Below are 24,630 nucleotides of genomic sequence, written 5' to 3' on the forward strand. Positions count from 1 at the left end.
CCGGCCCTGGAAGTTTATCTGACGGAGCGTCAGAGTAGGTGGCTGCGAGGCCCGATGGAAGGGAATGGAAGGGAAAGGGGAGAGGAGACATGGTGGACGACGATCACGGGACGCGGAGTGCGAGCTATGCCGAGCTGGCGGCATCGGGGCCGTACGGGGTGCGCCCCGGGCATGCCCTGATCACCATGGTCGAGCCGCATCCGGGCCATGAGTACGCGTACAACCGCTGGTACGAGGACGACCACTACTACGCCGGCGCTACGGCCATGCCGTGGATGTTCGCCGGGCGGCGCTGGGTGGCCACCAAGGACCTCCAGGAGCTGCGCTACCCGGAGAAGTCGGCGGTCGCCCGGCCCGTCGGTGCGGGGTGCTACCTGTCGACGTACTGGGTGACCGAGGGGCGCTACGACGAGCACATGAAGTGGACCGTCGCCATCAACAAGCGGCTCAACCGGGACGGCCGGGTCTACCAGGACCGGACCCATGTCTTCACGGCCTTCCAGGACCACGAAGCGACCGTCTACCGCGACGGGGCCGCCGGGCCGCGGGACTTCCACGCGCTCGACCACCCGTACGTCGGCCTCGTCCTCCAGGTCGTCGACGCGGACGGGACCGAGCGGCGGGCGGAGCTGCTGGAGTGGCTGCGCTCCCGGCACCTGCCGAAGCGGCTGAGCGGATCGCCCGCCGCCATGGTGACCGTCTTCCGGCCGACGCCCCTGCCCGGCGACCGGATGACGTACGTGAAGCAGGTCGAGGGGGTGGATACCCGGCTGACGCTGCTGTGGTTCCTCCAGGAGGACCCCCGTACCTGCTGGACCGAGCACTTCGCCGGACTCGACGCGGCGGTCGCGGAGACGGGGCTGGGGCGGGTCGAGCTGGTCGCCCCGTTCGTCCCGACCGTGCCGGGGACCGATCGGTACGTCGACCGGCTGAGGTGACGGCCGCCGGGTGCGGTGGCCATGCCGAGCCCCCTCGGCCAGGACGGCGAACCGGTCGAGAGGGCTCCATCAGGTGGTGCGGTGGTGCGGCCTGTGGTGCGGACAGGCGGATTTCGGTCAGGCGTCGACCGGGCCCGTGGCGACATCGCGCACGAACGCGTTCCACGCACCGGGGACGAAGGTGAGCGAGGGACCCTCGGGGGCCTTCGAGTCACGCACGGCGATGGAGAGAGCGACCGGGGACTTGACCTCGACGCACGCGCCGTTGCCCCCGGAGTACGACGACTTCGTCCACATTTCCGTAGCACCCTGAAGAATAGCCATGTTCACTCCGGTTCAGAGAGTTGGGTGAGTCGCACCAACCAGATTCCGGTTGGCGTGATCGACGCTACTCGCCAAGCCCCGTCCATGAGATGGCCGTTCACTCGACCGGGTGTCATTTCGCTGGGAACCCTTACGCTGTGAGTCGGCGGCGGTGTATCGTTCCGCCGCCGACTCGCTGGGTGCTCTTCGGTGCCCGTCAGTACCCGCCGGCATCCGTCGGTGTCCACCCGCCGGACGGTGCGGTGTCCTGATTCAGCCGGTGCACGACATTCAGCTGGTGTACGACTTGGCGATCTTGCTGATGAACTCCCGCGTCTGCTCCACGTTCAGAGCCTGCGCCCTCAGGTGCTCGTACATCACGCTGTAGCGCTGCACGTCGTGCGCCTTCTCCAGGTAGAGATCGCTCGTGACGCCCTCGATGTAGACGACGCTGGAGTCCGCGGCGTCCGGGAACTCCAGGATCGCGTACTGCCCGTTGATCCCGGGGTGCGCCCCCATCTCGAACGGCAGCACCTGCACGGTCACATGCGGCAGATGGGACTGCTCGACGAGGTGTTCCAGCTGGTCGATCATCACCTGGTTGTCACCGACCCGCCGGCGCAGCGCCGACTCGTCGATCACTGCCCACAGCCGCAGCGGGTTCTCCGGCGCGTTGATCCGGTCCTGGCGCCGGGACCGTACGTTGACGCGCTTCTCGATGTCCGACGGCGGGGCCTCGGGCAGCGCACCGCTGATCAGCGCCTCGGCGTACGCCCGGGTCTGGAGGAGACCCGGAACCATCTGGGGCTCGTACACCCGCAGGGACTCCGCGTCCGTCTCCAGACCGATGTAGACGCTGTACGGGATGTCGCCGAAGGCGTGCCACCAGCCCTGCTGGCGCGAGTCCTTGGCCATCTGCATGAGCGAGTCGACGATGCGGACGTCCTCGACCTCGTACACCCCGCAGAGGTCACGCACGTCGCGCTGGCTGATGGAGCGGCGGCCGTTCTCCAGGCGGCTGATCTTCGACTGCGAGACCAGCAGGCGCTCCGCCACCTCCTCGGCCGTCATGCCTTTGAGTTCGCGCAGGCGGCGCAGTTCCTGGCCCAACCTGCGTCGCCTGACTGTGGGATTGACGTTGGACGGCACGGAAAGTGCACCTCCGGCTATGTAGCTGTGCGTATCTACTGCTCAGCAGATTGCCACCCCTTGCCCCGGCCGCGCTGGGAAACGGCCACACGCAGGTGCGTGCGGTATAAGCCCCCGACCGCGCACCGGAGCACGTACCGGCGCGCGATAGGGCGTGCGATACGGCGCGCAAGCGCGCGGGGCAGCCGGTCGAAACCGGCTGCCCCGCGCGTGGTGCGGCTCCCGAACCGGGTCCGATGACGACGGTACGGCGGTGTGCGATTGTCCGCGCGGTGCTCTGCGCGGGTCCTGCTCGGGCCTGCCGGATCAGCTCGCGGCGGTGTGCGCCATGCTGTCGCGGCGTGCCTGTGCTTGCGGCTGCAACGGAACGCCCGCTGCCTGCTGCGTACGGCGCGGCTGGACCGCCACACCGTTCTGGACGTCCATCACGGCATGCGCCACGAGGCCGCCCATGGGGTCGTGCCTGATCAGGTCCCGGAGCCGGGAGCGCGATGAACGCCCCTCGTTCCCGGGGTACAGGTGCTTGCCGAGTCCGACCGCGTGGGCCAGTGCGGCGAGCGCCGCGGTCCGCGGGTCCGGCGGTACGCCGGTGCGGATCGCACTGTCCAGCCGGGCCCTGATGTCCCGGCTGATGGCCGTCTCCGTCGCTTGGTAGCGAGTCGTCGGCAGCACTCCGCACATCTGGCCCGCCACGGCATGAACCATGCCGCACCGCTCCAGATGAGCGAGATAGATCTGGCGCAGCCCCAGCCGGGGTCCGCCGATCCAGTGGACCGCCCGGACCGGGCTGCCACGACGGCGCAGCAGCTCCAGTGCGGAGTCCAGTGTCGGATCTCCTGTCGGCCGTGGCATCACCACGGCGATACGATCCCCGTCAGGGGCTATCCGTCCTGCCAGAGCCAGCTCCACTAGCTGTGCCCCGGCCAGGCCGAGGTCGAGCGACTGCGGCTGCGCTGTGGTACCCGTGGTCGGGTCCAGAGCGAGCAACAGAAGCTCCTCCGGGATTGTTCTGCGGCTCCTGCCCATCCATGCCTCCCCGCGTGGATGTCTGACAGGGTGACCCCTCTCACATTCATCTGTCGAGAGCGCCTGACTGCTTTGTATGGGAACCAGTAGGTATGTCGTTCTCGTCTAGCAGCTCGGCCAGGGGTTCACACAGGACACTGGTAGATGGTTCGGACAGCGCGGGGTTGCCCCGCAGCGCATGAGGAGGCATCGGTGGCGGGCGAGTCCCCCGACAAAACGGAGCAGCGGAAGTCGTCGGGGACGGCTGCGGAGGAACGCGACCCGCGCTTTGCGGTGTTCCGCGAACCCGGTGCGGAGGCCGACGCGGACACGACTGCGGCTGCGGGTGCCGTTGCGGACGAGGCTGTGGACGAGGCGACGACGGACACGGCCACTGCCGTCTTCCGGCCGCGGCTTCCGGAGGACGAGGCCGTGCGTGCGCCGGAGGCGCCTGCCGAGCCTGTCGAGTCTGCCGAGGAGGAGCCTGCGGAGGCCGCTGAGGGCGCTGTAACGCCCCAGAAGCCCGTAGGGGACTCCGGGGGCTCCGAGGGCCCTGATGCGGCCGCAGAGCCTTCTGAGGGTGACGTGGAGGACACGGCCGCCGTTGCCGACGCGGCGGAGGACGCGGCGGAGAGTGAGCCGGAGCCCGGTGACGTACGGCTGCGGGCCGTGGTGGCGGCGTGGGTCGATGCGGAGGCCGAGGGCGACGACAAGGGCGAGGGGCAGCCGGAGGACAAGCCGGCCGCTGACGCAGGTGCAGGCGCAGACGCTGGCGTGGACGCGGACGAGGACGCGGATGTCGAGCCTGACGCCGAGTCCAAGGCCGCCCCCAAACCTGTTGAAGAGTCCGCTGAGGAGCCCGAGCCCGCTGAAGAGCCCGATGCCGGGACGGAGCGCGCAACTGCAGCCGACCGTGCGGGAACCGCGGCCGACTCCGAATCCGACTCCGAATCCGACCCCGACCCGGACGGCGGCACCTCAGGTCCCGACGCCGGCACCGGCTCCGACCTGCGAGGAATCGATCAGCCCACGGCCGTCTTCAAGGCGGTCGTACCCGCAGGGCGGGTCGACCAGCCGACGACCGCGCTGAAGCTCACGCCGCAGGAACTCCAGGAGCTCAAGGCCGCGGGCGACAAGGCCCGAGGCGCGTCCGGGAGCGCCTCGCCGACGAAGCAGGCCGAGCCGGAACCGAAGAATTCGGAACCGCAGAAGCCGGAACCGCGCACGCCGGAATCCCGGAAGCCGGAACAGTCCGAGCCCGAGCGGAAGACACCCGACCAGGAGACACCTGAGCAGGGCAAGTCCGAGCAGGAGGCGCCCGAGCAGGGCAAGCCCGAGAGTGCCGTCGAGCGTACGAGCACCTTCGTGCCCCTGCGCTCCGACGAGGCACGGCCGGCCCCCGCGCCCCGCGCGCCGGAGACCCCGGAGACCGGGACCCCCACGGGCACACCGGCCGCCGCCCCGGAGACCGCCTCCGCGGCCCCGTCCGCCCCCTCCTGGGCGGCCGCCGAGCGGACCCGGCAGCAGCCGCTGCCGCCCAGGCCTCCGCTCGACCTGCTCGCCGAGCTGACGAACACTCCGCCGCCGGCCGAGACCCCGGTCCGCACGGCGGTCCGGCGGGTCAAGATCTGGACCCCGCTGGTCCTCCTCCTGCTGATCGTCTTTGCGATCGTGCAGGTCATGCGCCCGCTGCCGGAGCCCGCCCTGGAGCTCACGGCGAAGCCGACGTACACCTTCGAGGGCGGCGAGACGAAGCTGTCCTGGCCGGGCCAGGGGCAGTCCGCCGTGATGGTGGACGGCGTCGGGTCGCTCGGTTCCGAGGGGGCGCAGAAGCCGGCGCCCATCGCGAGCGTCGCGAAGGTCATGACGGCCTACGTGATCCTCGAGGAGCACCCCCTCAAGGGCGACGAGGAGGGCGAGACGATCACCGCCGACCAGAAGGCGGAGGACGAGTCCAAGAACGCGGACGAGTCGACGGCACCCCTGACCAAGGGCCAGCAGCTCACCCAGCGCCAGATGCTCCAGCTGCTGATGATCCCCTCGGGGAACAACGCGGCGCGGCTGCTCGCCCGCTGGGACGCGGGGAGCGAGGACAAGTTCATCGACAAGATGAACGACGCGGCCAAGGACCTCGGGATGACCGACTCGACGTACACGGACCCGAGCGGCCTGAAGAAGACCACCGTCTCCACCGCGACCGACCAGCTGAAGCTGGCGCAGGCGGTCATGCGGAACGATGTGTTCCGGAAGATCGTGGACATGCCCGAGATCGAGATCAAGGGCATAGACGGCAAGATCTACAACAACAACACGCTGCTCCTGGAGCCGGGCGTGAGCGGTATCAAGACCGGGTCCTCCACCCCGGCGGGCGGCAACCTGCTCTGGTCCGCGAACACCGTGGTCGACGGCAAGACGCTGTGGATCTACGGAGCGGTCATGGGCCAGCAGGCCGGTACCGGCAGGGTCTACGACAGCCTGACGCTGTCGCTGACCAACAGCCTGAAGCTGATCAAGGACGCGCAGGAGGCCCCCACCTCCACCACGGTGGTGAAGAAGGGTGACGTGGTCGGGTACGTGGACAACGGATTCGGCGCACAGACCCCGGTGATAGCGACGAAGAACCTCAAGGCGGTCGGCTGGGCCGGCCTGGAGGTCGAGCTCAAGGTCACCGACAGCGGCAAGGGCATCACGCACGCCGCGAAGGCCGGCAGCGAGGTCGGCATGGTCACCGTGGGCACGGGCACCGGAAAGGTCACGGCACCGGTGGTGCTCCAGGACGACCTGACCGAGCCGGCCTTCGGCGACAAGCTGACCAGGATCGGTTGAGCAGGCAGCGGTACGAGGACAGGCGCGGGACGGGGTGAGCGGCATCGCTCACCCCGCTCCATGTCAGGGGTATGTGTCGGAGGTACGTGTTAGCGTCCCCGGACAACTGAAGGACGCCGGGACGCGTCCTGAAAGGCGTACGGGGCCGCCGGAGGACGGGGAGAGCCGTAGTGACCACCGCGGAGCCGAGACCCGGCCGCGAGGCGGACAGCACCACCGGGAAGAGCGACAGCGCCGCCCCGCGCGTCCTGCTGCCGTCCCCCCGTACGCCGGAATCCGAAACACCGGGACCTCCCGCGCGCCCCGCCGCCCCCGAGCCGGCCACCCCCCTGACCCGGCGGCTGCTGCGCCACCCCGTCACCATCGCCACGGCCGCCGCGGCCGTCACCCACGTCCTGTGGTTCCTCTTCTTCGCCAACAGCGGCGGCGACATCGCGGCGCAGGACGCCTGGGCCGAGTTCGTGGGCCGGCACCCGGGCACCGCGTACAACCTCGCCTGGTACGGGGGCATGCACCCCGTCTCGTACAGCGTGGTCTCCCCGTATCTGATGTCGTTGCTCGGCGTCCGCTCGACGATGATGATCGTCGGTACGGTCTCGGCGGGGCTGACCGCACTGATCCTGGTCCGGGTCCGGGCCGTGCGCAATCCGCTGGCCTGCTCGCTCGCCGGGGTCTTCGCCTACCTGTGCAACGCGCTTTCGGGGCGGGTGACGTTCGGACTCGGCATGATGTTCGCCGTCGGAGCCGTCGCCGCAGTCTTCTGCTGGCCCCACCGCTGGCGGTACAAGCGGTGGGCCAAGGCGGCCGTCGCCGCCCCGCTCGCCGCACTGGCCACCGCGTCCAGCCCGGTCGCCGGGCTCTTCCTCGGGGTCGTCGCCGCCGCGCTCTTCCTCCACAAGCGGCGCCCCGGCGCGTACGCGATCGGGCTCGCCCCGGTCGCCGTGGTGGCGCTGTCCTCGCTGCTCTTCCCGTTCTCCGGTACGCAGCCGATGTCGCTGGGGACGGTGTCGCTGCCGTTCCTCTTCTCGGTGCTCGTCTTCGTCCTCGTACCGCGCGACTGGAGCACGGTCCGCACCGCGGCCGCCGTCTACGGCCTCGGCACCGTGCTCACCTACTTCATCGACTCGCAGATCGGGTCGAACGTGACCCGCATGGCGATGCTGTTCGCCGGGATCGTGCTGCTCGCCGCCCTGCCGTACACGGTGCCGCGCAGCCGCCGCTGGTACGCGCTGGTCCTCGCGTTCGCCGGGCTCAACTTCTGGATCGGCTTCAAGGGCGTCGACGACATCGTCCGCACCACCCCCACCGCCTCCTGGGCCCGTTCGCTGGCCCCCCTGGTCAACCAGCTCCAGCAGGTGGGGGCCGAGAGGGGCAGGGTCGAGGTGATCCCCGCGAGCAGCCACCGGGAGGCCTCGGCGCTGGCCACGTACAACCTGGCCCGCGGCTGGAACCGGCAGGCCGACATGAAGCGCAACCCGCTCTTCTACGACGACACCCTGAACGCGGTCAACTACCGCCAGTGGCTGGACCGCTGGGCGGTCCACTACGTGGTGCTGCCCACCGGCAGGCCGGACGGCGGCGCCGAGCGGGAGACGGAACTCGTCGGGAAGGGGCTCTCCTACCTCCGTGAGATATGGGGCGACGAGAACTGGAAGCTCTACCGGGTCCTGGAGCCGACCCCGCTCGCCGATCCGCCCGCGACGGTGGAGAAGGCGGGCGCGAACGAGATGACGATCCGGGTCGAGTCGGCCGGCCGGGTGCTGATCCGGGTCCCGTACTCGCGCTGGCTCGGCCTCGTCGACGAGCAGGGCAGGAGCCTGGAGCGGCCGCAGGAGACCGAGGAGTCCAAGCTGCGGACGCAGGAGGACGAGACCGCTCCGAAGACCTACGACAACATCCATGGCTGCCTGAACAAGATCGAGGAGGGCCCGTACGGCGACGAGTGGGTCGAACTCCTCGCGCCGAAGCCGGGGGTGTACCGGCTGGCGGCCCCGTATCAGCTGCAGCCGGGGACACCGTGCCCGGAGGAGCTCAGCTGAGCCGAACCGTCCTTTTGTGCAAGGACGTTGCGAAACTGACGGCTGTACGGGCCGCCGCACCAGGTCTTAAACCGATCGCTGTACGGGCCATCGTTTGTGGGCCCTCCCTCTGAGGCCGCCGCCCTGGCAAGGTGTCCTGGCATGAGGTGCCAACACTGCGGCGGTCAACGCGGCGCGCTGCCCGGGATGGTCTGCCCCGGCTGCGGAGCGGCCCGTTCCCGGACGGCGGCCGGCGACGGCTCCTGGGTCGCGCACGAGACCCTGACGGGCCGCGTCTCCACCCTGCCCCGACGACGTAAAGCCCTGCTCGCGACGGGAGTTGTGGTCGCGGCCGGAGGCCTGGCGACGGTGGCCGCGCTGCTTCTGTCGGGCGGCGGGAGCGTGGGCGGCGGCCCGAGCCGTACGGACGCGGCGGGCCGGGCGGGCGCCCTGCCGGACCGGATCGGGGGCGGGGCCCCCACGCGTATCGCCCCGGGCGAGGAGGCCCCCGGCGCGCCACCGGCCGAGGAGCCGTCGAGTCCGGAGGTGCCGGATCCCCCGGACCCTGCGGCTCCCCCGAATCCCCCGGAGGAGGGCCGCCGCTTCACCGCATGGACCGGCCCGGGCTGCATGGCGGGGGAGTACCGGGAGAACGGCCGCTTCGAGAGGGGCGAGGCGGGCTGGTACGCGGTCACCTCCGGCGGCTTCACCGGCGGCGGCTGCGACGGCCGGTTCAGCGCCGTCCCCATGTCGGGCAGCCCCACCGAGGACCGCGGCTCCACCGCCACCTGGTCCTGGCACCTCGGCGAGGGCTTCCGCGAGTGCGCGCTGACGGTGTTCGTGCCGGAAGGGCGCCCCCGCGATGTGGCGGGTGACCCGACCATGTACCGGGTGCTCTCGAACCCGGCCGACGCGGACTCCGCGTACACCGGGTTCGCGATACGCCAGACACGGCACCGGGGGAGCCCGGTGGAGGTGGGCAACTACCCGGTCAAGGGCGACACGTTCGCGGTGCTCCTCATCGACCGGGGCCGGGACTGGGGCGCGGCGGACCGGGTCGGGGCGCACCATGCGGCGGCGCAGATGATGGTGGAGTGCCGCTGAGGGGTACCGGTCGTCCATGCCGGGCGTAGGGGCTGTCCGCGTAGGGGGGCAGGACTGTCCGCGGACGGGAATTAGGCCTGTCCGTACGGGACGTAGGTCAGGGGGCGTCTTCGTACGGTCCGCCCCGGAAGTGCAGCGCTCCGGAAGCCCTCGAACGGTCACCGCGCTCATGCGCCGCGTCGGACCGGTCGGTGGGTGCGGACCGCCCGGCCAGGCCGCGCAGCGTCTCCAGGCCGGTCAGGACCTCCGACCGGTTGCTGGACAGCTTCATCCAGCGGGGCAGCCGGGCGAACATCGCCATCGTGGTGCCGGCGCCTCCGCGTTCGCGCAGGGTGGCGCGGACATAGTCCGACAGATGGTCGACGTGCTCCTCGTTGTAGGCCCACAGAATGCGGCCGGTACACCGGGTCTGCAACCACAGGGGCCGATGGAAGAACGGATCCTCCGTACCGCCCAGCCTGGCCCCGACGAGCCCGGCCCCGCGCATCCCCGGCTGCCACCCGGCGACGGCGCCGCACCCTCCGCAGGCCAGCCGGCGCGGCTGGAACAACAGCTCGCTGAAATAACGGACTTCGGGGAGTCCGGGGTGTGGGACGACGTGCGCGCGTCCCCCGCACCGATGACAGACCACCAGCACGAGGCCGGCGAACTGGGCCAGCCAGCGCCCTGAGTCGAAGTGCCGGACCGGGCCGGTGTCCGGTGCGTTGCCCGGCACGGGCACGGGTGCCGGGTCGGCGGACGGGGCTGCGTTCATGCAGGACACACTCGCAGGCCACGGGCGCGTCCACGACCGGATTTCGCGGAGGAGGGGCCCCGTACCCCGGTGACGTACGACCGACGTTGTGCCGCCGCGGACCCACCTGGTTCACTCACCGAATGACCCCCGACTCCGCGACCTTCGACTCCGCAACTGTCGTACGCACGCTGATCGCCGCCCAGTTCCCGCACTGGGCAGACCTCCCGGTGCGGGCGGTCGACGCGAGCGGGACGGCGAACGCGGTCTACCGCCTGGGCGACGACAAGGCGGTACGGCTGCCGCGTACGGAGGGCAGCGCGGCGGACGTGGAGACGGAGCACCGCTGGCTGCCCCGGCTGGCCCCGCAGCTGCCGGTGCCCGTCCCGGCGCCGCTGGCCCAGGGGGCACCAGCCGAGGACTTCCCCCGGCCATGGTCGGTGTGCACGTGGCTGGAGGGCACGAACCCCACTCCTGGAACGGGCACTTGGGCCCCGGAGCTCTTCGCCGCGGACCTGGCGGAGTTCGTCCTCGCGCTGCGCCGGATCGACACCACGGAGGCCCCGCCCGCGTACCGCAGTGAACCCCTGGCCGACCGGGACGCCGTGACACGCAAGGTGATCGCCGAGCTGGACGGCGTCCTCGACGCGGAGGCGGCCACCACCGCCTGGGACAAGGCGCTGACCGCCCCGGCCTTCACGGGCGCGCCCGTGTGGGTGCACGGGGACCTCCAGCCGGGCAACGTCCTGGTCGCGGACGGCCGCCTCACGGGGGTGATCGACTTCGCCTGCATGGGCCTGGCCGACCCCGCCGTCGACCTGATCGCCGCCTGGTACCTCCTGCCGGCCGGGGCCAGGGAGACGTTCCGAACGGCGGTCGAGGCCGATGAGGAGACCTGGGAGAGGGGGCGCGGCTGGGCCCTGTCGATCGCGGTGATGGAGCTCGCCGCCTACCGGGAGTCGAACCCGGTGATGGCACGGAACGCGTGGTGGGTGATCGAAGGGATCCTTGCTCGGCGGACGGGCCGGGATGGTGGTAGTCCCATGAAAGCGGGAGAGCTGACCCCCTCGTGAACTGGGGTGCCAGCCGTAGTGAGTGCGAACGCCCGGACTTCTAGCGTCTGATGGGTGAGATACGCAGAGAAGATCACCCACAGCCCGGCGGCCCGCAGCACCGCAGCCGCACTCCTCGCACTCGCCTTGGGCCTCACGGCGTCACCAGCCCTGGCGGCACCGCCCACGGGCGTGGCGACAAAGACGCCCGGAACGCACCCCACCGCAACGAACACCACCGCAACGGACACCACTGGAACGCACCCCACCGCAGCGCAAACCGGCGGGCAACTGGACCGCTACTACGACCAACGCCTCGCCTGGGGCAGTTGTCGGGAGTCCCCCGAGGACACGATGGGCGGCGACCTGGACAAGGCGGGCGTGCAGTGCGCTGACGTAACGGTCCCGCTGGACTACGCCGCTCCCCGGGGCCGCACGATCACGGTCGCGATATCCCGCCTCAAGGCCACCGACACCCGCCATCGCATCGGCGCGATCCTCCGCAACAACGGCGGCCCCGGCGGTACGGCGCTGGAGTCCCCGCCGTACACCCGCGAGGCGATGAAGGAGGTCGGCTCCCGCTACGACATCATCGGCTTCGACCCGCGCTTCGTCGGCCGCAGCACCCCGCTGGACTGCGGCTGGCCCGTCAGCTTCACCTGGTTCTCGGCCGGTGCGGGCCGGGCGGGCTTCGACCGTCAGGTGGCCCTGAGCAAGGGCCTGGCCCAGAAGTGCCGCGCCACCAATGCCTCGGTCCTCCCGCACGTCACCACGCGCAACACCGCCCGGGACATGGACGTGATCAGGGGCGCGCTGGGCGAGCGGAAGATCTCCTACCTGGGCTACTCGTACGGCACTTACCTGGGCACGGTCTACACGCAGATGTTCCCCGGACGGTACGACCGCATGGTCCTGGACGGTGCGGTGGCCCCGGGCGACTACGGCCCCCGGCTGCTGAAGGGCACGGTACGGGAGAACGACCGGGCGCTGGCCGCCTGGGCTTCCTGGGCGGCCGGCCACCACGCGGCCTACGGCCTCGGCCGCACCCGCTCGGCCGTGCTCGCCACCATCGACCGCGTGATGGCGAGGGCGGCGCGCGCCCCTCTGACCATCGGCACCGCAGCGGACGCCTTCCGGGTCGACGACACCCACATACCGATGTTCCTCTTCATGGGCATAGCCGACGACACCGACGGGGCACGGGCGTCCCTGGCCGAGCAGGTCTCCGTACTGGCCGAGGCCGCGAAGGGCCGACCCGCGACCCCGTCACCGGAGTTCAGGGAGATGCTCCGCTTCGCGCTGAGCGGCTCGGACTCGCCCTCCGGCAGCGCCCAGATGGCGATCATCTGCGGAGACGTGCCGGCCCCGCGCGACCCCGAGCTCTACTGGCGCGACATCGAACGCACCCGCGCCGCCCACCCCCTGTTCGGCCCCCTCACCGAGAACATCGGCCCGTGCGCGTTCTGGAACGCCCCGCGCGAGAACCCCACCCGAGTCCGCCACGACGCCCCGTCCCTGATCGTCGCCGCCACGGGCGACCCGCGCACCACCTACCGGAGCAGCGTCGCCCTGCACGACCAGCTGCCCAGCTCCAGGCTCCTCACCCTCAAGGGCGCCAACCGCCATGCGGTGTACGGGGAGTACGGGAACGCGTGCGTGGACACCAAGGTCAACCGGTACCTGGCGACGGGCAGGCTGCCCGGGAAGGACGAGGTCTGCGTGAAGTAGGGGCGCCTAATCCACCTCGATGCCGTAATCCTGGACCAGCTCCTCCAGTCCGCCCGCGTAGCCGCGGCCGCCGGTGACGAACTTCCAGTCGCCGTTGGCGCGGCGGCGGAAGGACCCCAGTACGAGGGCGGTCTCGTTGTCGCGGCCGTCGGAGACGTCCAGCTGGTCGAGCGGTGTTCCCTCGGCGTCGAGCAGCCGGATACCGGCGTCGGCGAATCCGGAGAGATCGGCCGCGGGGTTGGCGACGGGATCGATGGCGGCGATGACGACCAGGCGGTCGGCGCGGGCGGGCAGAGCGTCGAAGGAGACCTGGATGGCGGCCTTGTCCGGCGCCAGGGGAACGAGCGCGCGGACCGTGCCGTCGGGCGTCCGGGGGTTGTTGTAGAAGACGAAGTGGTCGTCGTCCAGGACCCGGTTGCCGTGGCAGACGAGCGCGCAGACGTCCAGGGCGACGTTGCCCGACCAGTACATGCCCAGCACGTTGTGGTCGTCGTCATCCGTCCCGCTCACGCCGTCCGGCGCCGTCCGCTGGGCGGGCACCGCCCCCGCCTCTTCGCCCCCGCTGCCCAGCCGCCCGCGCAGCCCGTGCCGGTGCAGGAGGTCGACCAGCTCGGAGCCCGCGACCAGCTCCAGGGGCTTGCCGTTGGCGAAGGTGTGGGCGCCGGGGCCGAAGTGGGACGTCGTGACGAGCACTCCCTTGTTGGCCCCGGCGTCCTGGACCGTGCCGTACAGGTCGCGGACGGCTGTGGGCGGCACGGTGCTGCGGTATCGCTTGACCTGAACGACGATCTTGCCGCCACGGATCGGGGTCGGGTCCAGCGCGTCGACGTCCACCCCGCCGTCGTTCGAGCGCTGGGTGGTCACGGCCTGCATGCCCATGGCCCGGAACAGGTCGGCGACCAGCCCTTCGAAGGCGATGGGGTCCATCTCGTACAGATCCGGCTCTTCGCCGCCTCCGTGGGTGACGACCCCGTTCCCGACGTCCTCGGGAACCCGTCCGGGGCGTACGGCCGCGTACTGGTCCGGGCGCGTCGAGAGCTGTCCCCGGAGCCCGTCCACCAGGCAGGTGACGGCGTTCACCTGCTCCAGGTGCAGGGCGGCGAAGGTCGAGCGCGAGGCCATGACCGTACCGAGGAACATGGGTGCCCGTCGGCCGGTCGTCGGGTCGTGATCGTCCACGAACCCGTTCAACGCGACCGATTCCAGCGCCCCGAACTCATCGGCGGCGAAGAGATCACGCAACACCAGCAGGAGACACTGCGCGAGGACGTCCCGGTACAGGGTGCGCCGCTGCGTGGCCGGGCGGGGCGAGTCCTTCACCTGATCGGCGTTGATCATGTAGCGCGCCGACTTCGCCTCCGGCACGACGTCGTACCGGGGCAGCTCCCAGTTCAGCACCAACTGCCGTGCCCCGGCGTCGTAGGCCGCCGACACCTGACGGGGCAGGCCCTCCGGCCACCCGGTCGAGGCGTAGAGGGCGGCGGAGAAGTACTCCACGGCGGCCTCGGGATCCCCGTTGCGCAGCCCTGTCGTCATCGCCGTGATGGCAGCGTTGTGCCGGCGGACTTCGCCCAACTGCCCCTCGGCCCAATGCTCGTACTGCTGCCGATAGGCGGCCAACTGCTGCAGGCGCTGCGCCTCCGCAGCTTGGGCGGCCTGCCGGTCACGCTCGAACGAGGCCTGCGCTTCCGCCTGCGCCTGGGCTCGCCGGGAGGCGGTCCAGCCTCCCTGCGGCTGATACTGATGCTGCTCCGGCATGCGGACGGGCTGCGCGAGCTGCCCCGGGGCGAACGCCGCGACCTGCTCGGCCCGTGCCAAGGCGCCCACCCTGAACGCCGGGGCCCGGCACCCTTCCGCGAGCAGCCGCTGCAACGACTCGACCTGCGTGCCGAGTTCCTCCGTACGCCGACGCGCCTCCGCCTCGCCCTGCTCCCGGTACGCCCTGCGCTGCTCGCGATAGCTGGAGGCGATCTCTCGCTGATGGGCGCGTTGCTGCCTGTCCAGATCCCGCTGGTACCCGGCGTGCGCCTCTTGTTGACGTTGCTGTTGGCGCTGCGCTTCAGCCCAGACACCGACCAACCCATTGGAGCGACGGCTCATGCTCTACAGGCCCTCCCCACCAGCGGCTCGGCGTGTATGCACCTCGCCCTGGCCCCATAACCAGCAGTGATGGAGTGACTCTAGTCGGCAACCTGGCGCACGCCCATGCTCTTGCCGCATACGCCCGTACGGTGTGGGAGGGGCAGGGCCCCGCACGGTTCCGCGTCACCGCGTTCTCGCGAAAGCGGGCCGCCGGAGCACCGCCAACTCATAGGCTGCGAAGCCCGCTTGTCGTTGCCTGGAAGGGAACCTGTTGGAAGAGCTGCGAAGGCTCGTCGACGCCCATGCCCGGCGCAGCCAGGGCCCGGTGCGCTTTCGCCCGGACACCTGGCGCCCCTGGCTGGAGCCGTTCGCAGCAGGGCACGTTCTCGAAACCGGCACGGCATGCACGACCGGCCGGCAGGGAGACCGCGAGATCAGCCGGGATGACGTGACGGCGCTGCGGTCGCCCGTCGAGGACGACCCCGACGGGCTCCGCGACCTGTTCGTGGCCGTCATGATCTGGGGCTCGGGCACGACCAACGGCCGCGGCCCACGCCACACGTCCGCTGCCCTCTCGGACGCCCGCCTGAAGGACGTCCTGCGGACCACCCGCGCGTCGGTCCGGAGCGGGGACCTGAAGTCGGCCTATGCCCGGTTCACCCTCAACGGCGTCGGGCGTTCCTTCTTCACCAAGTGGTTCGCGGCCGTGGACGACCGGGCCCCCGATGCAGACCGGGCCCTGATCCTCGACGTCCGGGTCTTCCGCTCACTGAACGCGCTGGGCTGGACGAGCAGAGAGGCAGCGGGAGTCGGCCATTGGCCGACCAGATACGCCGTGTACGTGAGCACCATGCATGGCTGGGCGAGGGAGCTCGGGGTCACGGCCGAGTGGCTGGAGTGGCTGCTGTTCGACCTGAATGGCAGGGTGCACGGCGACGAGCCCTGAGGGAGTGCCTTGCGGACCGGCACGGAGCGTCCTACTCCTGTGGCGGTACGAGGGTCCCCTCTCTCCGGTGAGGCAAGCCGCGATAGACCACCCAGAGACTGACGAATACCAGGACGGCTCCGCCTATCGGCCAGGCTATGGAAGCGCCTTCGCGGTAGTCCCTGATGCCGAGCGAAAAGAGCATCGAGGACGGTATGAGCCCTGCCCAGTCGAGTGCTCTGCTGATTATCGAAGAGGTCGAAGTCTCGGTCACAGCCGGATCCTGACAGGTGCTGGTGCCTTCCGCCAGAACACGGGAGGACTGCCGAAGGGCTGGTCCAAGAAGATCGCGCCTCCTCCATCACGGCGTGGTTCCGCCGGGCGGTGTGAGCTGTCCTTGGATCCAGATGGTGGGCGCTTCCTCGATCCAGCAGTCGCTGTGGACACGCAGAAGGCCGGGATCCTTGGGAGCGGCATCTTGCGCCCGATTTTCGGAGTGCCCGCGTCAAGGATCAGCGGCCCGTAGCCCTCGTACTCCGGCTTCATGGCGACCCGCATCAGCGACGCACGTCGCTCGACCGGCTTCCCCTGCCGACGCCGGGCCGGTTCATCCACACGAGAGGGTGTGCTGAAGTGTGCCGCACGATGTGTGCCGTACGCCGGAAGCCCTCCCGCCCTTACGGGCAGAAGGGCTCCTGAACTGCTGCTTTTCTGTGCCCCCGGCAGGATTCGAACCTGCGACACCCGCTTTAGGAGAGCGGTCGGAGGCGGTTGAGCACTCTGGCGGGACCGGCCGCGGCTGCCGTCCAAGGTTCTCCGGAGCTGCCGGTGTGCACCGACGTTGATGTCGGCAGTGGATGTCAGCTCAGGGGTTCGGCATCTGCTCGTCGGCCGCCCTGCGGGGTCGCGTCAACGTCGCCGCGGCGCGCCTGTCGTTTGCATGCTTCTGCTCTATCGAGGCTCGCAGATCCTCAGGGGTCGGCCATGGCGCACGCCGGTGGATCATGCGGTGACAGTTGGCGCAGATGAGGGCGAGATCGCTGAGCTTGGTGCGGCCTTCTCCTGCGATGTGAAGCGGAAGCACGTGGTGGCACTCGATGTACCCGGCACCGCGGTCCCCGTAGACCTTCTCGAAGTCAAAGCCGCACGCCTCACAAGCGAGCTGCCCGCCACGCTGGAGGACAGAAGCGATCTTCTTCTTGCGCAGGCTCTTGTTCCGTTCACGCGCCCGGTGCCGCCGCATGAGCAGCCGCCCCTCCGGCGCGCTGAAGTCGTCGTCGAACTCCTCGTCCTCAGTCGGTGCGAAGGACTGCAATTCGCCGGTCGCGATGCCCTGACGGATCAGCCGCGCGGCCTCGGTCATCTCCTGGGGCCGGGCAAGGAACTCGTGCAACACAGCGACATCCAGCGCGCCGCCGTTGGTGGGCTTCCCCCGGTAGTCCGGGTGGCGAGTGGCTATGTCGAACGTCTTGCGCGCGACGCCGTTAGAGTTGCGGAACTTCTCGTTGCGGTCCGCCTCCGCGTGGATGGGAAGCAACTGGAGGAGGGCAGACAGCTCCACCACCCGGCCGTCCTCCGCGTCCAGCCCCTTCCAACCGTTCTCCATCACTAGGTGGCAGGCAAGGATGATCTCGTCGCGAGCCCAGTCCGGGTTCTTGATGGCCTTGACCTGGAAGCCAACCCGCTTGAGCCACGCCGCGGCATGATCCTTGCCGCCGCTGAACTCGTCCCGCGTGAGGGCCCGCCCCTGATCCCACTTGTGGGCCACCCCGGCAACGGCCTTGGAGTCGTACTCCTGGCCCTCATGAACCAGGACGTACGACCGCGCCTCCCCGAAGCCGTACTTCGCCAGGAAGGCTTCACGCCCCAATTGGTCATGCTCCGCCAGGACCTTGAGCACGGACTCTCGCGTGATCGCTCCTCTTCGCATAGGAGGATCGTAGGGCCGGGCACTGACAACACCCTCGGCGTCCGACAGGTGCATCGTCGTGGCGTACGGCATCTTCGTCTGGAAGCGACAGCATGGCGCACCGCGCCACGATCAAGGGCCTTTGCAGCCGCCGAGCCGACCATGAACCCCTGCTCGATCAGTAGCCGAAGAAGTGAGGGGCCGGGTCGCTGACCTGCGCCCCTCCTTGCGCGCAACGGGCTGACCTGGTCATTGCGGGTCGCCAGTTGTCATCAATAGTCGCCGTCGTGCACCCTCGTACGGCCCCACGACGGCCCCGGCCCCGATCGTCCGCATCAAACGATTGGTTTGCTGCGGAGTCTGCCTCATCGCACGCCCCGAGCCCTTAAGGTTGGCCCATCCGAAGGTGGAGGGGCCAAGTGATCCTGCGAGAATTTCTCTACGTGGACACCAATAAGGTGCGTGCGATGCTGGCTCAGTTGGATGGGGGCGTCGCGGAAGAATCGCGGCAGACGGGGCGGACGGAGAAAAGGACCACGGTGGGACCGCGAGTTGCAGCCCAACATTTTCAAGGTTCCTCGGATGAGACGTACACAAATAAGTCGATGGGGGATGCCCTATTCCCCATGCTTGAAGGATTTCTTGAGGAGCAGGGATTCCTTGACGACATCTCGCTTGAGGTGTCCAACTTGACGCAATGGAATTCCGGCGAACTCAAGAAGTCGTACCCGCCTGGATCGTTCGTGAGAGTTACGGCGATGGGCTCGTTTTTTGATGCGCGCTACGTGGCGGCCTCATTCGCAGCCTTCGCGTCCGTCAGCGCTGGTCTGGCTGGACTTGGTTTCTCTCTCGACGGAACCGATCCCGCGCCCTCGAAGGGGAAGCAGGGGAAGCCGGGGGGAGGTAAGCAGCCTCCGACGGGTAAGGGGGCTAATTCATCGACCTCCGAACAATTGGAGGACCTGATCCCTGACTTTCCCCCTATGGCTGGAATTACTCCAAAGATGCTCCGTTCCTTTGTGCAGGTGTCTAAGGGGATGTTCAGTCCGGGGCTTCACATCAACTTGACCCCTGCGGAGGGTGTCCTGATTAGCGCTCGCCTGCAAGAGGGTAGGCAATACCTCGACAGTGAGGCTGATATCCTTCTCGCTCGCTATGGAGCGGAGGTTCAGGAACTCACGCTGGTCGGCACGGTCGGTAGCTACGGGTCGGAGGAAGGAGAGCTGCCTGATCAGGGATTTATGAAGGAAGATGAGACGGTAAGTCGAGGGGCTTTCGCAGAGGTTATGAACTCGCAGATGCGCAGCCTGGGGAGAATCGGCTTTATCGACCTTCCGCAGCACCCTGGATTTTCTCTCATTCCGTTCGCTGTGTATCGGGCGATTCCTCGACCGGGTGCGCTCGTGCCAGCTCCATACTGATCGCGCGGCGAGGCTGGAGGGCTGCCTTAACCACTACCCACCCCGGCTCCCATCCCGTCCGCCTTCGACCCACACGTCGTGGAGCGGTCGTGGTTCAGGGCGTCAAGGTGGAGCGCGCCACTGTACGAACGACCTTGACGCCCTGGGCCGCGACTGCTCGGCTCTGCCTGGGTCGAAGGTGGTCGGGATGGGAGCCCCACGACGCTCGCCCCGCTCCGGCCGGCACTCGCGAACGGCGCCCCGTCCCATCCCGGAGTCTGAGCGCCCCCGCCGGAGGCATCATCGTGAAGCCGCGGGCTTGGTTCTCGTCTCATGCCCCACGGGCCTATCCACTGCGGGCGCGCGTCGGCGGCGGCAGCGCCGAGCGGGCCGAAGGCAGGAGCGCGGGCGCAGCCAGAGCCGGGAAGCGCGCCCGGCGGAGCGGAGCGCAGCCGGGTGCCTTGATGAGGTAGAGAAACCTGTAACAGCTCTCGGCATCGGTCAAGCGGAGGGCGAATCGGTGGCCAGGAGTCGGCTGGTGAAACCGGCTTGGCGGAGGCGCTGGTACGCCTCGGATACGTCGGCAGGTACGAGCTGGCTGATCATGAATCCCTGATCCGGGTAGATCATCAGGCGCTGCAATGCGCCCATAAGCATGTCGATCACCAAACGCGCGTCACCGATGGAGTCCACGTATTCGTCCAGGCTCATCGGTGTCGAAGCGCTGACGATCTCCACCTCAGGCCACAGCTTGCGGGCAGTGGCGTACGCCCGGCGCTCCTCGTACGGCTTGCTGACCAGGAGAACGGAGGTCACCTCGACGCCCTCCTCCTCCAGCACTTCCCGCGAGAAGCGGATGTTCTCACCTGTGTTGCTCGCTCTCGGCTCCACAAGGACAGCCGCACTGGGAACGCCCAATTCGAGTGCCCGTTCCCGGTAGTGGATAGCTTCGCCCCGGGGCATCCGCTTGCGGGTTGTGGGGCTCGTGGCCCCCGTGAAGAGCAGGAGCGGCACCATCCCGCGCTTGTAGAGATCCACCGACGTGTCGGCGACTCCAAGGTCATGACTGCCGAGCCCGATAGCGACGGAGCAGGGTTGGAGGGTGTGGCCCATCTGGTGGTAGCTCCAAATGCGCCGGGCATCTTCCCAGTCTTGTGTGGAGATCACTGCGGGTCTTCCTTGTCCGTCGCCGAGTCAGGTACCTGGAACTCGTATTCCCAGGCGAAGCGCGATGCTGCGTGCACTCCAATGGCTACCTCCACGACGGTGCCGTCGGCCGTGTACGTCGTCCGGTGCAGTTCGACCACTGGTTCACCCGGCGGCAGTTGGAGAAGCTTCGATTCGTCCCCTGTGGCTGCCCGAGCGAAGATCCGCTCCTTCATGTGGTCGATCTCGTAACCAGCGTCGTAAAGCACCCGGAACCCTCCGCCCCGGCCGGCCGGTCCGGGAGTTGGGTCAACGATGCGGGTTCCCTCGACGTGTTCGGGCCGGTAGTAGCTCGTCAACGTGTGGGTGGGCTGGTCGCCTTCCTTAACGAGTCGCGCCCGCGCATACACCTGAGCTCCTGCGGGCAGTCCGTGCGCTTCCGATACGGCGGGGGGAGCCTCCACGAGACTGACTGTCTGTGTCTGCTCGTTGCGGCGGTAGGCACGTCCACTGGCTACACGGTCCGCGATGAACGCCACTTCGTCGCCATCCCGCCACTTGGCCTTGTCATACCGGGAGATACCGAGCCGCTTAAGCGGCACTTGTTGGCGTACGACCGTGCCGTGCCCGCGGGAAGAGGTGACCAGGCCCTCGGCTTCGAGAGCCTTGTAGGCGGCGTGCACGGTGGACTTGGAACCCTCGCCCGCCTCCACAAGCTCCCGGATGTGCGGAAGCTGTTTGCCTGGCGTGTAGTGGCCACGCCTGATCTGGTCGGCCAGCTTGTCTGCCAGCTCCCGCCACTTGGGCGCCATCCCGAACCCCTCTCGTCAGAACTAAGTCAAACACAGTCCCAGGACTGTTGACAGTCCCAGGACTACGGGTCATCATCTTGCCTAGGAGTTCGCAGTCCCAGGACAGCGAATCGCTAAGGGCCCGCTTTGGGCTGCTCCACGTCAATCCAGGGAGTATCAGATGCCGTCCTTCAAGATCGACACTTCTTCCGCTGTCGTGTTCGTGGCGACGCCTCCGACGCCGAAGCTCGTGAGCAAGCAGACCGGCGAGATCGCCATCGACCGTGAGACCGGCGCCCCGTTGGCCACGGTGGGTCTGCTGGTCGCGGACGAGGGGGAGGGCAACCTCTACCAGGTGACCGTGCCGAGCACGGGTGTCCCGGAGGGCCTCGCCCCGGGGACGATGGTGCACGTGGTGGGTCTCAAGGCCCGGGACTGGGAGAACACGTTCAACGGCCAGACCCGGCACGGGATCAGCTTCCGTGCGGTGGCCATCACGGCGGGTGCCTGATCATGTCGGACCTGTCCACGGTGATCGAGGTTGCGGGGGCCTTATCGGCTGCCGGTGGCCTCGGCTACGCGAAGGCCCGGTCCCCGCGGGTGTTCTGGTCGCTGGTCGGCGCCCCGGTCGCCCGGGTCCGGTTCACGCTCACCTACCGGGCGACGATGGATGTCTGCGGGCTGACGGTCCAGCCGTCCCGCCTGCGGGCGTTCATGGTCCGCAACCTGGCCCGCCGCCCCGACGTACAGCCCGTCCCCCCGCAGGTCCGCCGGGTCCGCTACTCCACCACCGGGATGCGGGCCATCCTCCGCCTTCCCGCCGGTCTGGAGCCCGCCGACGTCGCCGCCGCCTCGGAACGGTTGCGGCACGCCTGGGGCGTTCACTCCGTGCATGTGGTGGAGGTGAAGCCGGGGTTCGTGGAACTGCGGATGACCGGCTACGACGTGCTCCGCCGCGTGAAGATGCCGCGCCGCCTGCCCCGCAAGCTCACCGCTGGTCCGCTGGTCGTGCCGGTGGCGCTTCGGGAGGACGGCACCGCGTTCGTCCGGGACTACCAGAAGATCCCTCACTCCCTGACGCTGGGCGCGAACCAGTCGGGCAAGTCGATGTATCAGCGCAACCTCGTCTCTGGCCTGGCAAAGCTCCCGGTCGGCCTGGTCGGGATCGACTGCAAGCGCGGCGTGGAACAGCGCGGCTACGCGCCCCGTCTCTCCGCCCTCGCCATCACCCCCGATGAAGCGTCCGGCCTGCTGGAAGCCCTCGTTGGGGAGATGGAAGAGCGCTTCGACCTCCTCAGCGATCACGGTGTCTCGGACCTGTGGGGTCTGCCTGCCGCGGTGCGGCCGGTGCCGCTGGTGGTCCTGGTCGATGAGGTCGCGGAACTCTTCCTCGTCTCGGCCAAGAAGGATGAGGAGCGGCGGGACCGGATGGTGATGCACATGATCCGGCTCGCGCAGATGGCCCGGGCGGTCGGGATCTATCTGGAGGTCTGTGGGCAGCGTTTCGGTTCCGACCTCGGCAAGGGCGCCACCATGCTCCGCGCTCAGCTCACCGGCCGGGTCGTCCACCGCGTCAACGACAAGCAGACCGCAGACATGGGCCTGGGCGACATCGCCCCCGACGCAGTCTTCGCCGTGACCACCATCGCCCCCGACCGCCCCGGCGTCGCCGTGGCCGGGGACTCCTCCGGCGGCTGGTCCCGCATCCGCACCCCCGCCATGACCCCGGCCCAAGCCGTCGCCATCTGCCGGGAATACGCCCACCTCACCCCGCACATTGCCGCTCTGGCACCGTTCCGGCCGGCCGTTTCCGCCGCCCCGGCCCCGGGCTCCCCGCTCCTCAAGCCCCGCCCGGCAACCAGCTAACTCCCCACCCAGCACATCCAGTTGGTGTGACTGTCTCGCGCCAGGTCCCTACCCCGCCCATGCCCGGAACCGGAAGGAACCACCGCCATGGCCACCAAACGGACCACCTCCAAACCCCCGAAGAACCTCGCCCCCGACCCCGTCGCGGTCGAACCGGCGTCGTGCCAGCCGTGCGGCGGGACCGGGAACGTCGCGATCACGGTGCGGGTCGGTCGCAAGCGCCGCCCGGTCGGCCAGCAGGACGGCCTCTGCCTCAACTGCCTCGGCGAAGGCACCGACCCCGACGCCTGACCCCTTCGCCGGGGTGCCGGGCGGTGAACTCTCGTGTCCCGCCCGGCCCCGGCTCCGCCCCCTTCGAAAGGAGGTGAACCCGTGTCCCGCATCCGAATCGACGCCGTACTCATCCAGGCCGTCATCGCCGGTGCCCTGTCCTTCGCCCACCTGCACGACCTGGCCGCAGCCGCCGGACAGGACGGCTGGAAGGCCTGGGCCTACCCGGTCAGCGTGGACCTGCTCCTTGTCGCCGCCTGGCGTCGTATGCGCACCACCGCGGACAACCGCGCGGCCTGGGCCTGGTTCGTCATCGCCCTCGCCGCCTCGCTCGGTGCGAATGTCGCCACCGCCGGACTCCTCGACCTTGGTGACGTTCCCGCCTGGCTGCGCATCCTTGTGGCCGGATGGCCCGCCCTCGCCTTCCTCGGCGGCACCCTCCTCGTCCACAGCCCCCAGGCCACACCGACCGAGACCGCACCCGTCACCGCGGCAACTCTGCCCGCCCCTTCCGAGCTCGGACCGGTCCCGGACGTGACGGTGGAGCGCGCTCCCGAACCGGCCCCCGAACTGTCGCCCGCGCCTTCTCCTGAGGAAGCCGCGGCACCCGCTCCGGCTCCGGTGTCCGCTCCGGCCACGCCCGTTCCTCCGGCTCTTCTGGATCACGCCCGGAAGCTGGCCGACTCCCACCAGGCCACCACCGGAAGTCGGATCGACTCGGCCACCCTGCGCGCTCGCCTCGGCGTCCCTGCACCTCTCGCCGACGCCATTACCGCCCAACTCGCCTAACCCATAAGGAGGTTCATGCCATGGCGCGCCCGAACCGCTTCACGAACGTGCTCCGCGTCGGCCCTGTTCAGGTCGGCACCCACCACGACGGCCGCGGCCGGACCAAGCACACCGCCGCCTGCACCGCCCCCGGCTGCAACTTCTCCGCCGACTACCTCAACCGATCCGCCGCCGAACTCGCCGCCCGCACCCACCGCTGCAACCCCTGACAGGAGGTCCACCCGTGTTCACCCCGAAGATCCCGCCCCCGGACACCGCACCCACCCCGGCCATGTCCCTCGTCCAGCCGCTCACCGGCATCACCCACACCCCGGCCTGCAACTGCCACCCCAGCTCCAGCGTCGCCCCGACTGCTCCGGTCTCCCGGCCGGCCGTTCAGTTCACCCCGGGATCGCTCCTCGCCGCCGCCGCTGGCGGGACCGCCATGGTCCTGATCATCGGCACGGTCCTCGTCTCCATGCTCCTCGCGACCGCGATCACCGCCGCGTCCGTCGCGATCTGCGCCGTGGTCCTGCGCTCGCTGCTCAACCGCCCGAACAACCGCTGACAGCCCCCGGGGCGGCCTCAACCGCCAAGTTTCCGCCGCCCCGGGTGCC

Annotated in this window: 22 protein-coding genes; 14 read left to right on the top strand and 8 right to left on the bottom strand. The window is 69.4% G+C overall.

Annotated elements, in window-relative coordinates; translation table 11 throughout:
* The first annotated feature begins 89 nt into the window (after positions 1 to 89).
* Positions 90 to 938 (top strand): hypothetical protein, encoded by an 849-nt coding sequence (locus ACK8N7_RS21430; RefSeq protein WP_500443732.1) that lies wholly within the window; start codon positions 90 to 92, stop codon positions 936 to 938.
* Between the two features lie 117 nt (positions 939 to 1,055).
* Here ACK8N7_RS21430 and ACK8N7_RS21435 read toward each other — a convergent pair whose 3' ends face one another.
* The 3 genes from ACK8N7_RS21435 to ACK8N7_RS21445 form a co-directional block, all read right to left on the bottom strand.
* Positions 1,056 to 1,262 carry a DUF397 domain-containing protein gene (locus ACK8N7_RS21435; protein WP_015609176.1) on the bottom strand — a complete coding sequence of 69 codons (207 nt, stop codon included), beginning with the start codon at positions 1,260 to 1,262 and terminating at the stop codon, positions 1,056 to 1,058.
* A gap of 270 nt (positions 1,263 to 1,532) precedes the next feature.
* A complete protein-coding gene (locus tag ACK8N7_RS21440; protein ID WP_319345335.1) occupies positions 1,533 to 2,390 on the bottom strand; it encodes a helix-turn-helix domain-containing protein in 858 nt (285 codons plus the stop codon).
* Between the two features lie 306 nt (positions 2,391 to 2,696).
* A complete protein-coding gene (locus ACK8N7_RS21445; protein ID WP_015609174.1) occupies positions 2,697 to 3,416 on the bottom strand; it encodes a GOLPH3/VPS74 family protein in 720 nt (239 codons plus the stop codon).
* 144 nt (positions 3,417 to 3,560) lie between these two features.
* On the opposite strand from ACK8N7_RS21445, the gene ACK8N7_RS21450 reads away from it, so the two are divergent.
* The 3 genes from ACK8N7_RS21450 to ACK8N7_RS21460 all read left to right on the top strand — a co-directional run bounded on the left by ACK8N7_RS21450 (position 3,561) and on the right by ACK8N7_RS21460 (position 9,343).
* Complete coding sequence (locus ACK8N7_RS21450; RefSeq protein ID WP_500443734.1) at positions 3,561 to 6,221, top strand: D-alanyl-D-alanine carboxypeptidase family protein; 2,661 nt, start codon at positions 3,561 to 3,563, stop codon at positions 6,219 to 6,221.
* A 170-nt stretch (positions 6,222 to 6,391) separates the two neighbouring features.
* Positions 6,392 to 8,260 (top strand): DUF8823 domain-containing protein, encoded by a 1,869-nt coding sequence (locus ACK8N7_RS21455; protein ID WP_403212696.1) that lies wholly within the window; start codon positions 6,392 to 6,394, stop codon positions 8,258 to 8,260.
* A 141-nt stretch (positions 8,261 to 8,401) separates the two neighbouring features.
* Entirely contained in the window at positions 8,402 to 9,343 is a 942-nt protein-coding gene (locus tag ACK8N7_RS21460; RefSeq protein ID WP_500443737.1) for an adhesin, read from the top strand.
* Positions 9,344 to 9,440: 97 nt separating this feature from the next.
* On the opposite strand, the gene ACK8N7_RS21465 is transcribed toward ACK8N7_RS21460, so the two are convergent.
* Positions 9,441 to 10,097 carry a hypothetical protein gene (locus ACK8N7_RS21465; RefSeq protein WP_500443739.1) on the bottom strand — a complete coding sequence of 219 codons (657 nt, stop codon included), beginning with the start codon at positions 10,095 to 10,097 and terminating at the stop codon, positions 9,441 to 9,443.
* 122 nt (positions 10,098 to 10,219) lie between these two features.
* On the opposite strand from ACK8N7_RS21465, the gene ACK8N7_RS21470 reads away from it, so the two are divergent.
* On the top strand, positions 10,220 to 11,149 hold the full coding sequence (locus ACK8N7_RS21470) for an aminoglycoside phosphotransferase family protein (RefSeq protein ID WP_500443741.1): 930 nt from the start codon (positions 10,220 to 10,222) through the stop codon (positions 11,147 to 11,149).
* A 54-nt stretch (positions 11,150 to 11,203) separates the two neighbouring features.
* Positions 11,204 to 12,856: an alpha/beta hydrolase gene (locus ACK8N7_RS21475; protein ID WP_403212688.1), complete on the top strand. Its 1,653-nt coding sequence runs from the start codon at positions 11,204 to 11,206 to the stop codon at positions 12,854 to 12,856.
* A gap of 6 nt (positions 12,857 to 12,862) precedes the next feature.
* Here ACK8N7_RS21475 and ACK8N7_RS21480 read toward each other — a convergent pair whose 3' ends face one another.
* Positions 12,863 to 14,956 carry a restriction endonuclease gene (locus tag ACK8N7_RS21480; RefSeq protein ID WP_500443743.1) on the bottom strand — a complete coding sequence of 698 codons (2,094 nt, stop codon included), beginning with the start codon at positions 14,954 to 14,956 and terminating at the stop codon, positions 12,863 to 12,865.
* A gap of 253 nt (positions 14,957 to 15,209) precedes the next feature.
* Here ACK8N7_RS21480 and ACK8N7_RS21485 point away from each other — a divergent pair, with 253 nt between their 5' ends.
* Positions 15,210 to 15,884 (top strand): 8-oxoguanine DNA glycosylase OGG fold protein, encoded by a 675-nt coding sequence (locus ACK8N7_RS21485; protein WP_500443744.1) that lies wholly within the window; start codon positions 15,210 to 15,212, stop codon positions 15,882 to 15,884.
* An 844-nt stretch (positions 15,885 to 16,728) separates the two neighbouring features.
* On the opposite strand, the gene ACK8N7_RS21490 is transcribed toward ACK8N7_RS21485, so the two are convergent.
* A complete protein-coding gene (locus ACK8N7_RS21490) occupies positions 16,729 to 17,793 on the bottom strand; it encodes an HNH endonuclease (protein WP_390397621.1) in 1,065 nt (354 codons plus the stop codon).
* A gap of 398 nt (positions 17,794 to 18,191) precedes the next feature.
* Between ACK8N7_RS21490 and ACK8N7_RS21495 the strand changes: the two genes are divergently transcribed.
* A complete protein-coding gene (locus ACK8N7_RS21495) occupies positions 18,192 to 19,193 on the top strand; it encodes a DUF6414 family protein (protein WP_500443746.1) in 1,002 nt (333 codons plus the stop codon).
* A 480-nt stretch (positions 19,194 to 19,673) separates the two neighbouring features.
* Here ACK8N7_RS21495 and ACK8N7_RS21500 read toward each other — a convergent pair whose 3' ends face one another.
* Positions 19,674 to 20,339, bottom strand: a complete 666-nt coding sequence (locus ACK8N7_RS21500; RefSeq protein WP_500443747.1) for a YdcF family protein — start codon at positions 20,337 to 20,339, stop codon at positions 19,674 to 19,676.
* Positions 20,336 to 21,130 carry a GntR family transcriptional regulator gene (locus tag ACK8N7_RS21505; RefSeq protein WP_358531008.1) on the bottom strand — a complete coding sequence of 265 codons (795 nt, stop codon included), beginning with the start codon at positions 21,128 to 21,130 and terminating at the stop codon, positions 20,336 to 20,338. Before ACK8N7_RS21505 ends, ACK8N7_RS21500 begins: the two co-directional genes overlap by 4 nt.
* Before the next feature lie 160 nt (positions 21,131 to 21,290).
* Here ACK8N7_RS21505 and ACK8N7_RS21510 point away from each other — a divergent pair, with 160 nt between their 5' ends.
* The 6 genes from ACK8N7_RS21510 (at position 21,291) to ACK8N7_RS21535 (ending at position 24,581) form a co-directional block, all read left to right on the top strand.
* Positions 21,291 to 21,620, top strand: coding sequence for an SCO3933 family regulatory protein (locus ACK8N7_RS21510; RefSeq protein WP_084993676.1), 330 nt, complete (start codon positions 21,291 to 21,293; stop codon positions 21,618 to 21,620).
* Between the two features lie 2 nt (positions 21,621 to 21,622).
* Positions 21,623 to 22,975, top strand: coding sequence for an FtsK/SpoIIIE domain-containing protein (locus ACK8N7_RS21515; protein ID WP_500443750.1), 1,353 nt, complete (start codon positions 21,623 to 21,625; stop codon positions 22,973 to 22,975).
* Between the two features lie 87 nt (positions 22,976 to 23,062).
* A complete protein-coding gene (locus ACK8N7_RS21520) occupies positions 23,063 to 23,266 on the top strand; it encodes a hypothetical protein (RefSeq protein ID WP_500443752.1) in 204 nt (67 codons plus the stop codon).
* An 81-nt stretch (positions 23,267 to 23,347) separates the two neighbouring features.
* Positions 23,348 to 24,034, top strand: a complete 687-nt coding sequence (locus ACK8N7_RS21525; RefSeq protein WP_500443754.1) for a DUF2637 domain-containing protein — start codon at positions 23,348 to 23,350, stop codon at positions 24,032 to 24,034.
* A 20-nt stretch (positions 24,035 to 24,054) separates the two neighbouring features.
* Entirely contained in the window at positions 24,055 to 24,243 is a 189-nt protein-coding gene (locus ACK8N7_RS21530; protein ID WP_030075804.1) for a mobile element transfer protein, read from the top strand.
* Between the two features lie 14 nt (positions 24,244 to 24,257).
* Positions 24,258 to 24,581, top strand: a complete 324-nt coding sequence (locus tag ACK8N7_RS21535) for a SpdD protein (RefSeq protein ID WP_500443756.1) — start codon at positions 24,258 to 24,260, stop codon at positions 24,579 to 24,581.
* Positions 24,582 to 24,630 lie beyond the last annotated feature (49 nt).

Source organism: Streptomyces griseobrunneus, assembly GCF_046713465.1.
Lineage (GTDB): Bacteria > Actinomycetota > Actinomycetes > Streptomycetales > Streptomycetaceae > Streptomyces > Streptomyces microflavus.

Bases quoted from the DNA above. Each gene is read 5' to 3' on its own strand.
- ACK8N7_RS21530 (WP_030075804.1), top strand. From the start codon at position 24,055: ATGGCGCGCCCGAACCGCTTCACGAACGTGCTCCGCGTCGGCCCTGTT.
- ACK8N7_RS21445 (WP_015609174.1), bottom strand. From the start codon at position 3,416: ATGGGCAGGAGCCGCAGAACAATCCCGGAGGAGCTTCTGTTGCTCGCT.
- ACK8N7_RS21430 (WP_500443732.1), top strand. From the start codon at position 90: ATGGTGGACGACGATCACGGGACGCGGAGTGCGAGCTATGCCGAGCTG.
- ACK8N7_RS21465 (WP_500443739.1), bottom strand. From the start codon at position 10,097: ATGAACGCAGCCCCGTCCGCCGACCCGGCACCCGTGCCCGTGCCGGGC.
- ACK8N7_RS21470 (WP_500443741.1), top strand. From the start codon at position 10,220: ATGACCCCCGACTCCGCGACCTTCGACTCCGCAACTGTCGTACGCACG.
- ACK8N7_RS21520 (WP_500443752.1), top strand. From the start codon at position 23,063: ATGGCCACCAAACGGACCACCTCCAAACCCCCGAAGAACCTCGCCCCC.
- ACK8N7_RS21460 (WP_500443737.1), top strand. From the start codon at position 8,402: ATGAGGTGCCAACACTGCGGCGGTCAACGCGGCGCGCTGCCCGGGATG.
- ACK8N7_RS21490 (WP_390397621.1), bottom strand. From the start codon at position 17,793: ATGCGAAGAGGAGCGATCACGCGAGAGTCCGTGCTCAAGGTCCTGGCG.
- ACK8N7_RS21450 (WP_500443734.1), top strand. From the start codon at position 3,561: ATGGTTCGGACAGCGCGGGGTTGCCCCGCAGCGCATGAGGAGGCATCG.
- ACK8N7_RS21510 (WP_084993676.1), top strand. From the start codon at position 21,291: ATGCCGTCCTTCAAGATCGACACTTCTTCCGCTGTCGTGTTCGTGGCG.
- ACK8N7_RS21435 (WP_015609176.1), bottom strand. From the start codon at position 1,262: ATGGCTATTCTTCAGGGTGCTACGGAAATGTGGACGAAGTCGTCGTAC.
- ACK8N7_RS21505 (WP_358531008.1), bottom strand. From the start codon at position 21,130: ATGGCGCCCAAGTGGCGGGAGCTGGCAGACAAGCTGGCCGACCAGATC.
- ACK8N7_RS21515 (WP_500443750.1), top strand. From the start codon at position 21,623: ATGTCGGACCTGTCCACGGTGATCGAGGTTGCGGGGGCCTTATCGGCT.
- ACK8N7_RS21480 (WP_500443743.1), bottom strand. From the start codon at position 14,956: ATGAGCCGTCGCTCCAATGGGTTGGTCGGTGTCTGGGCTGAAGCGCAG.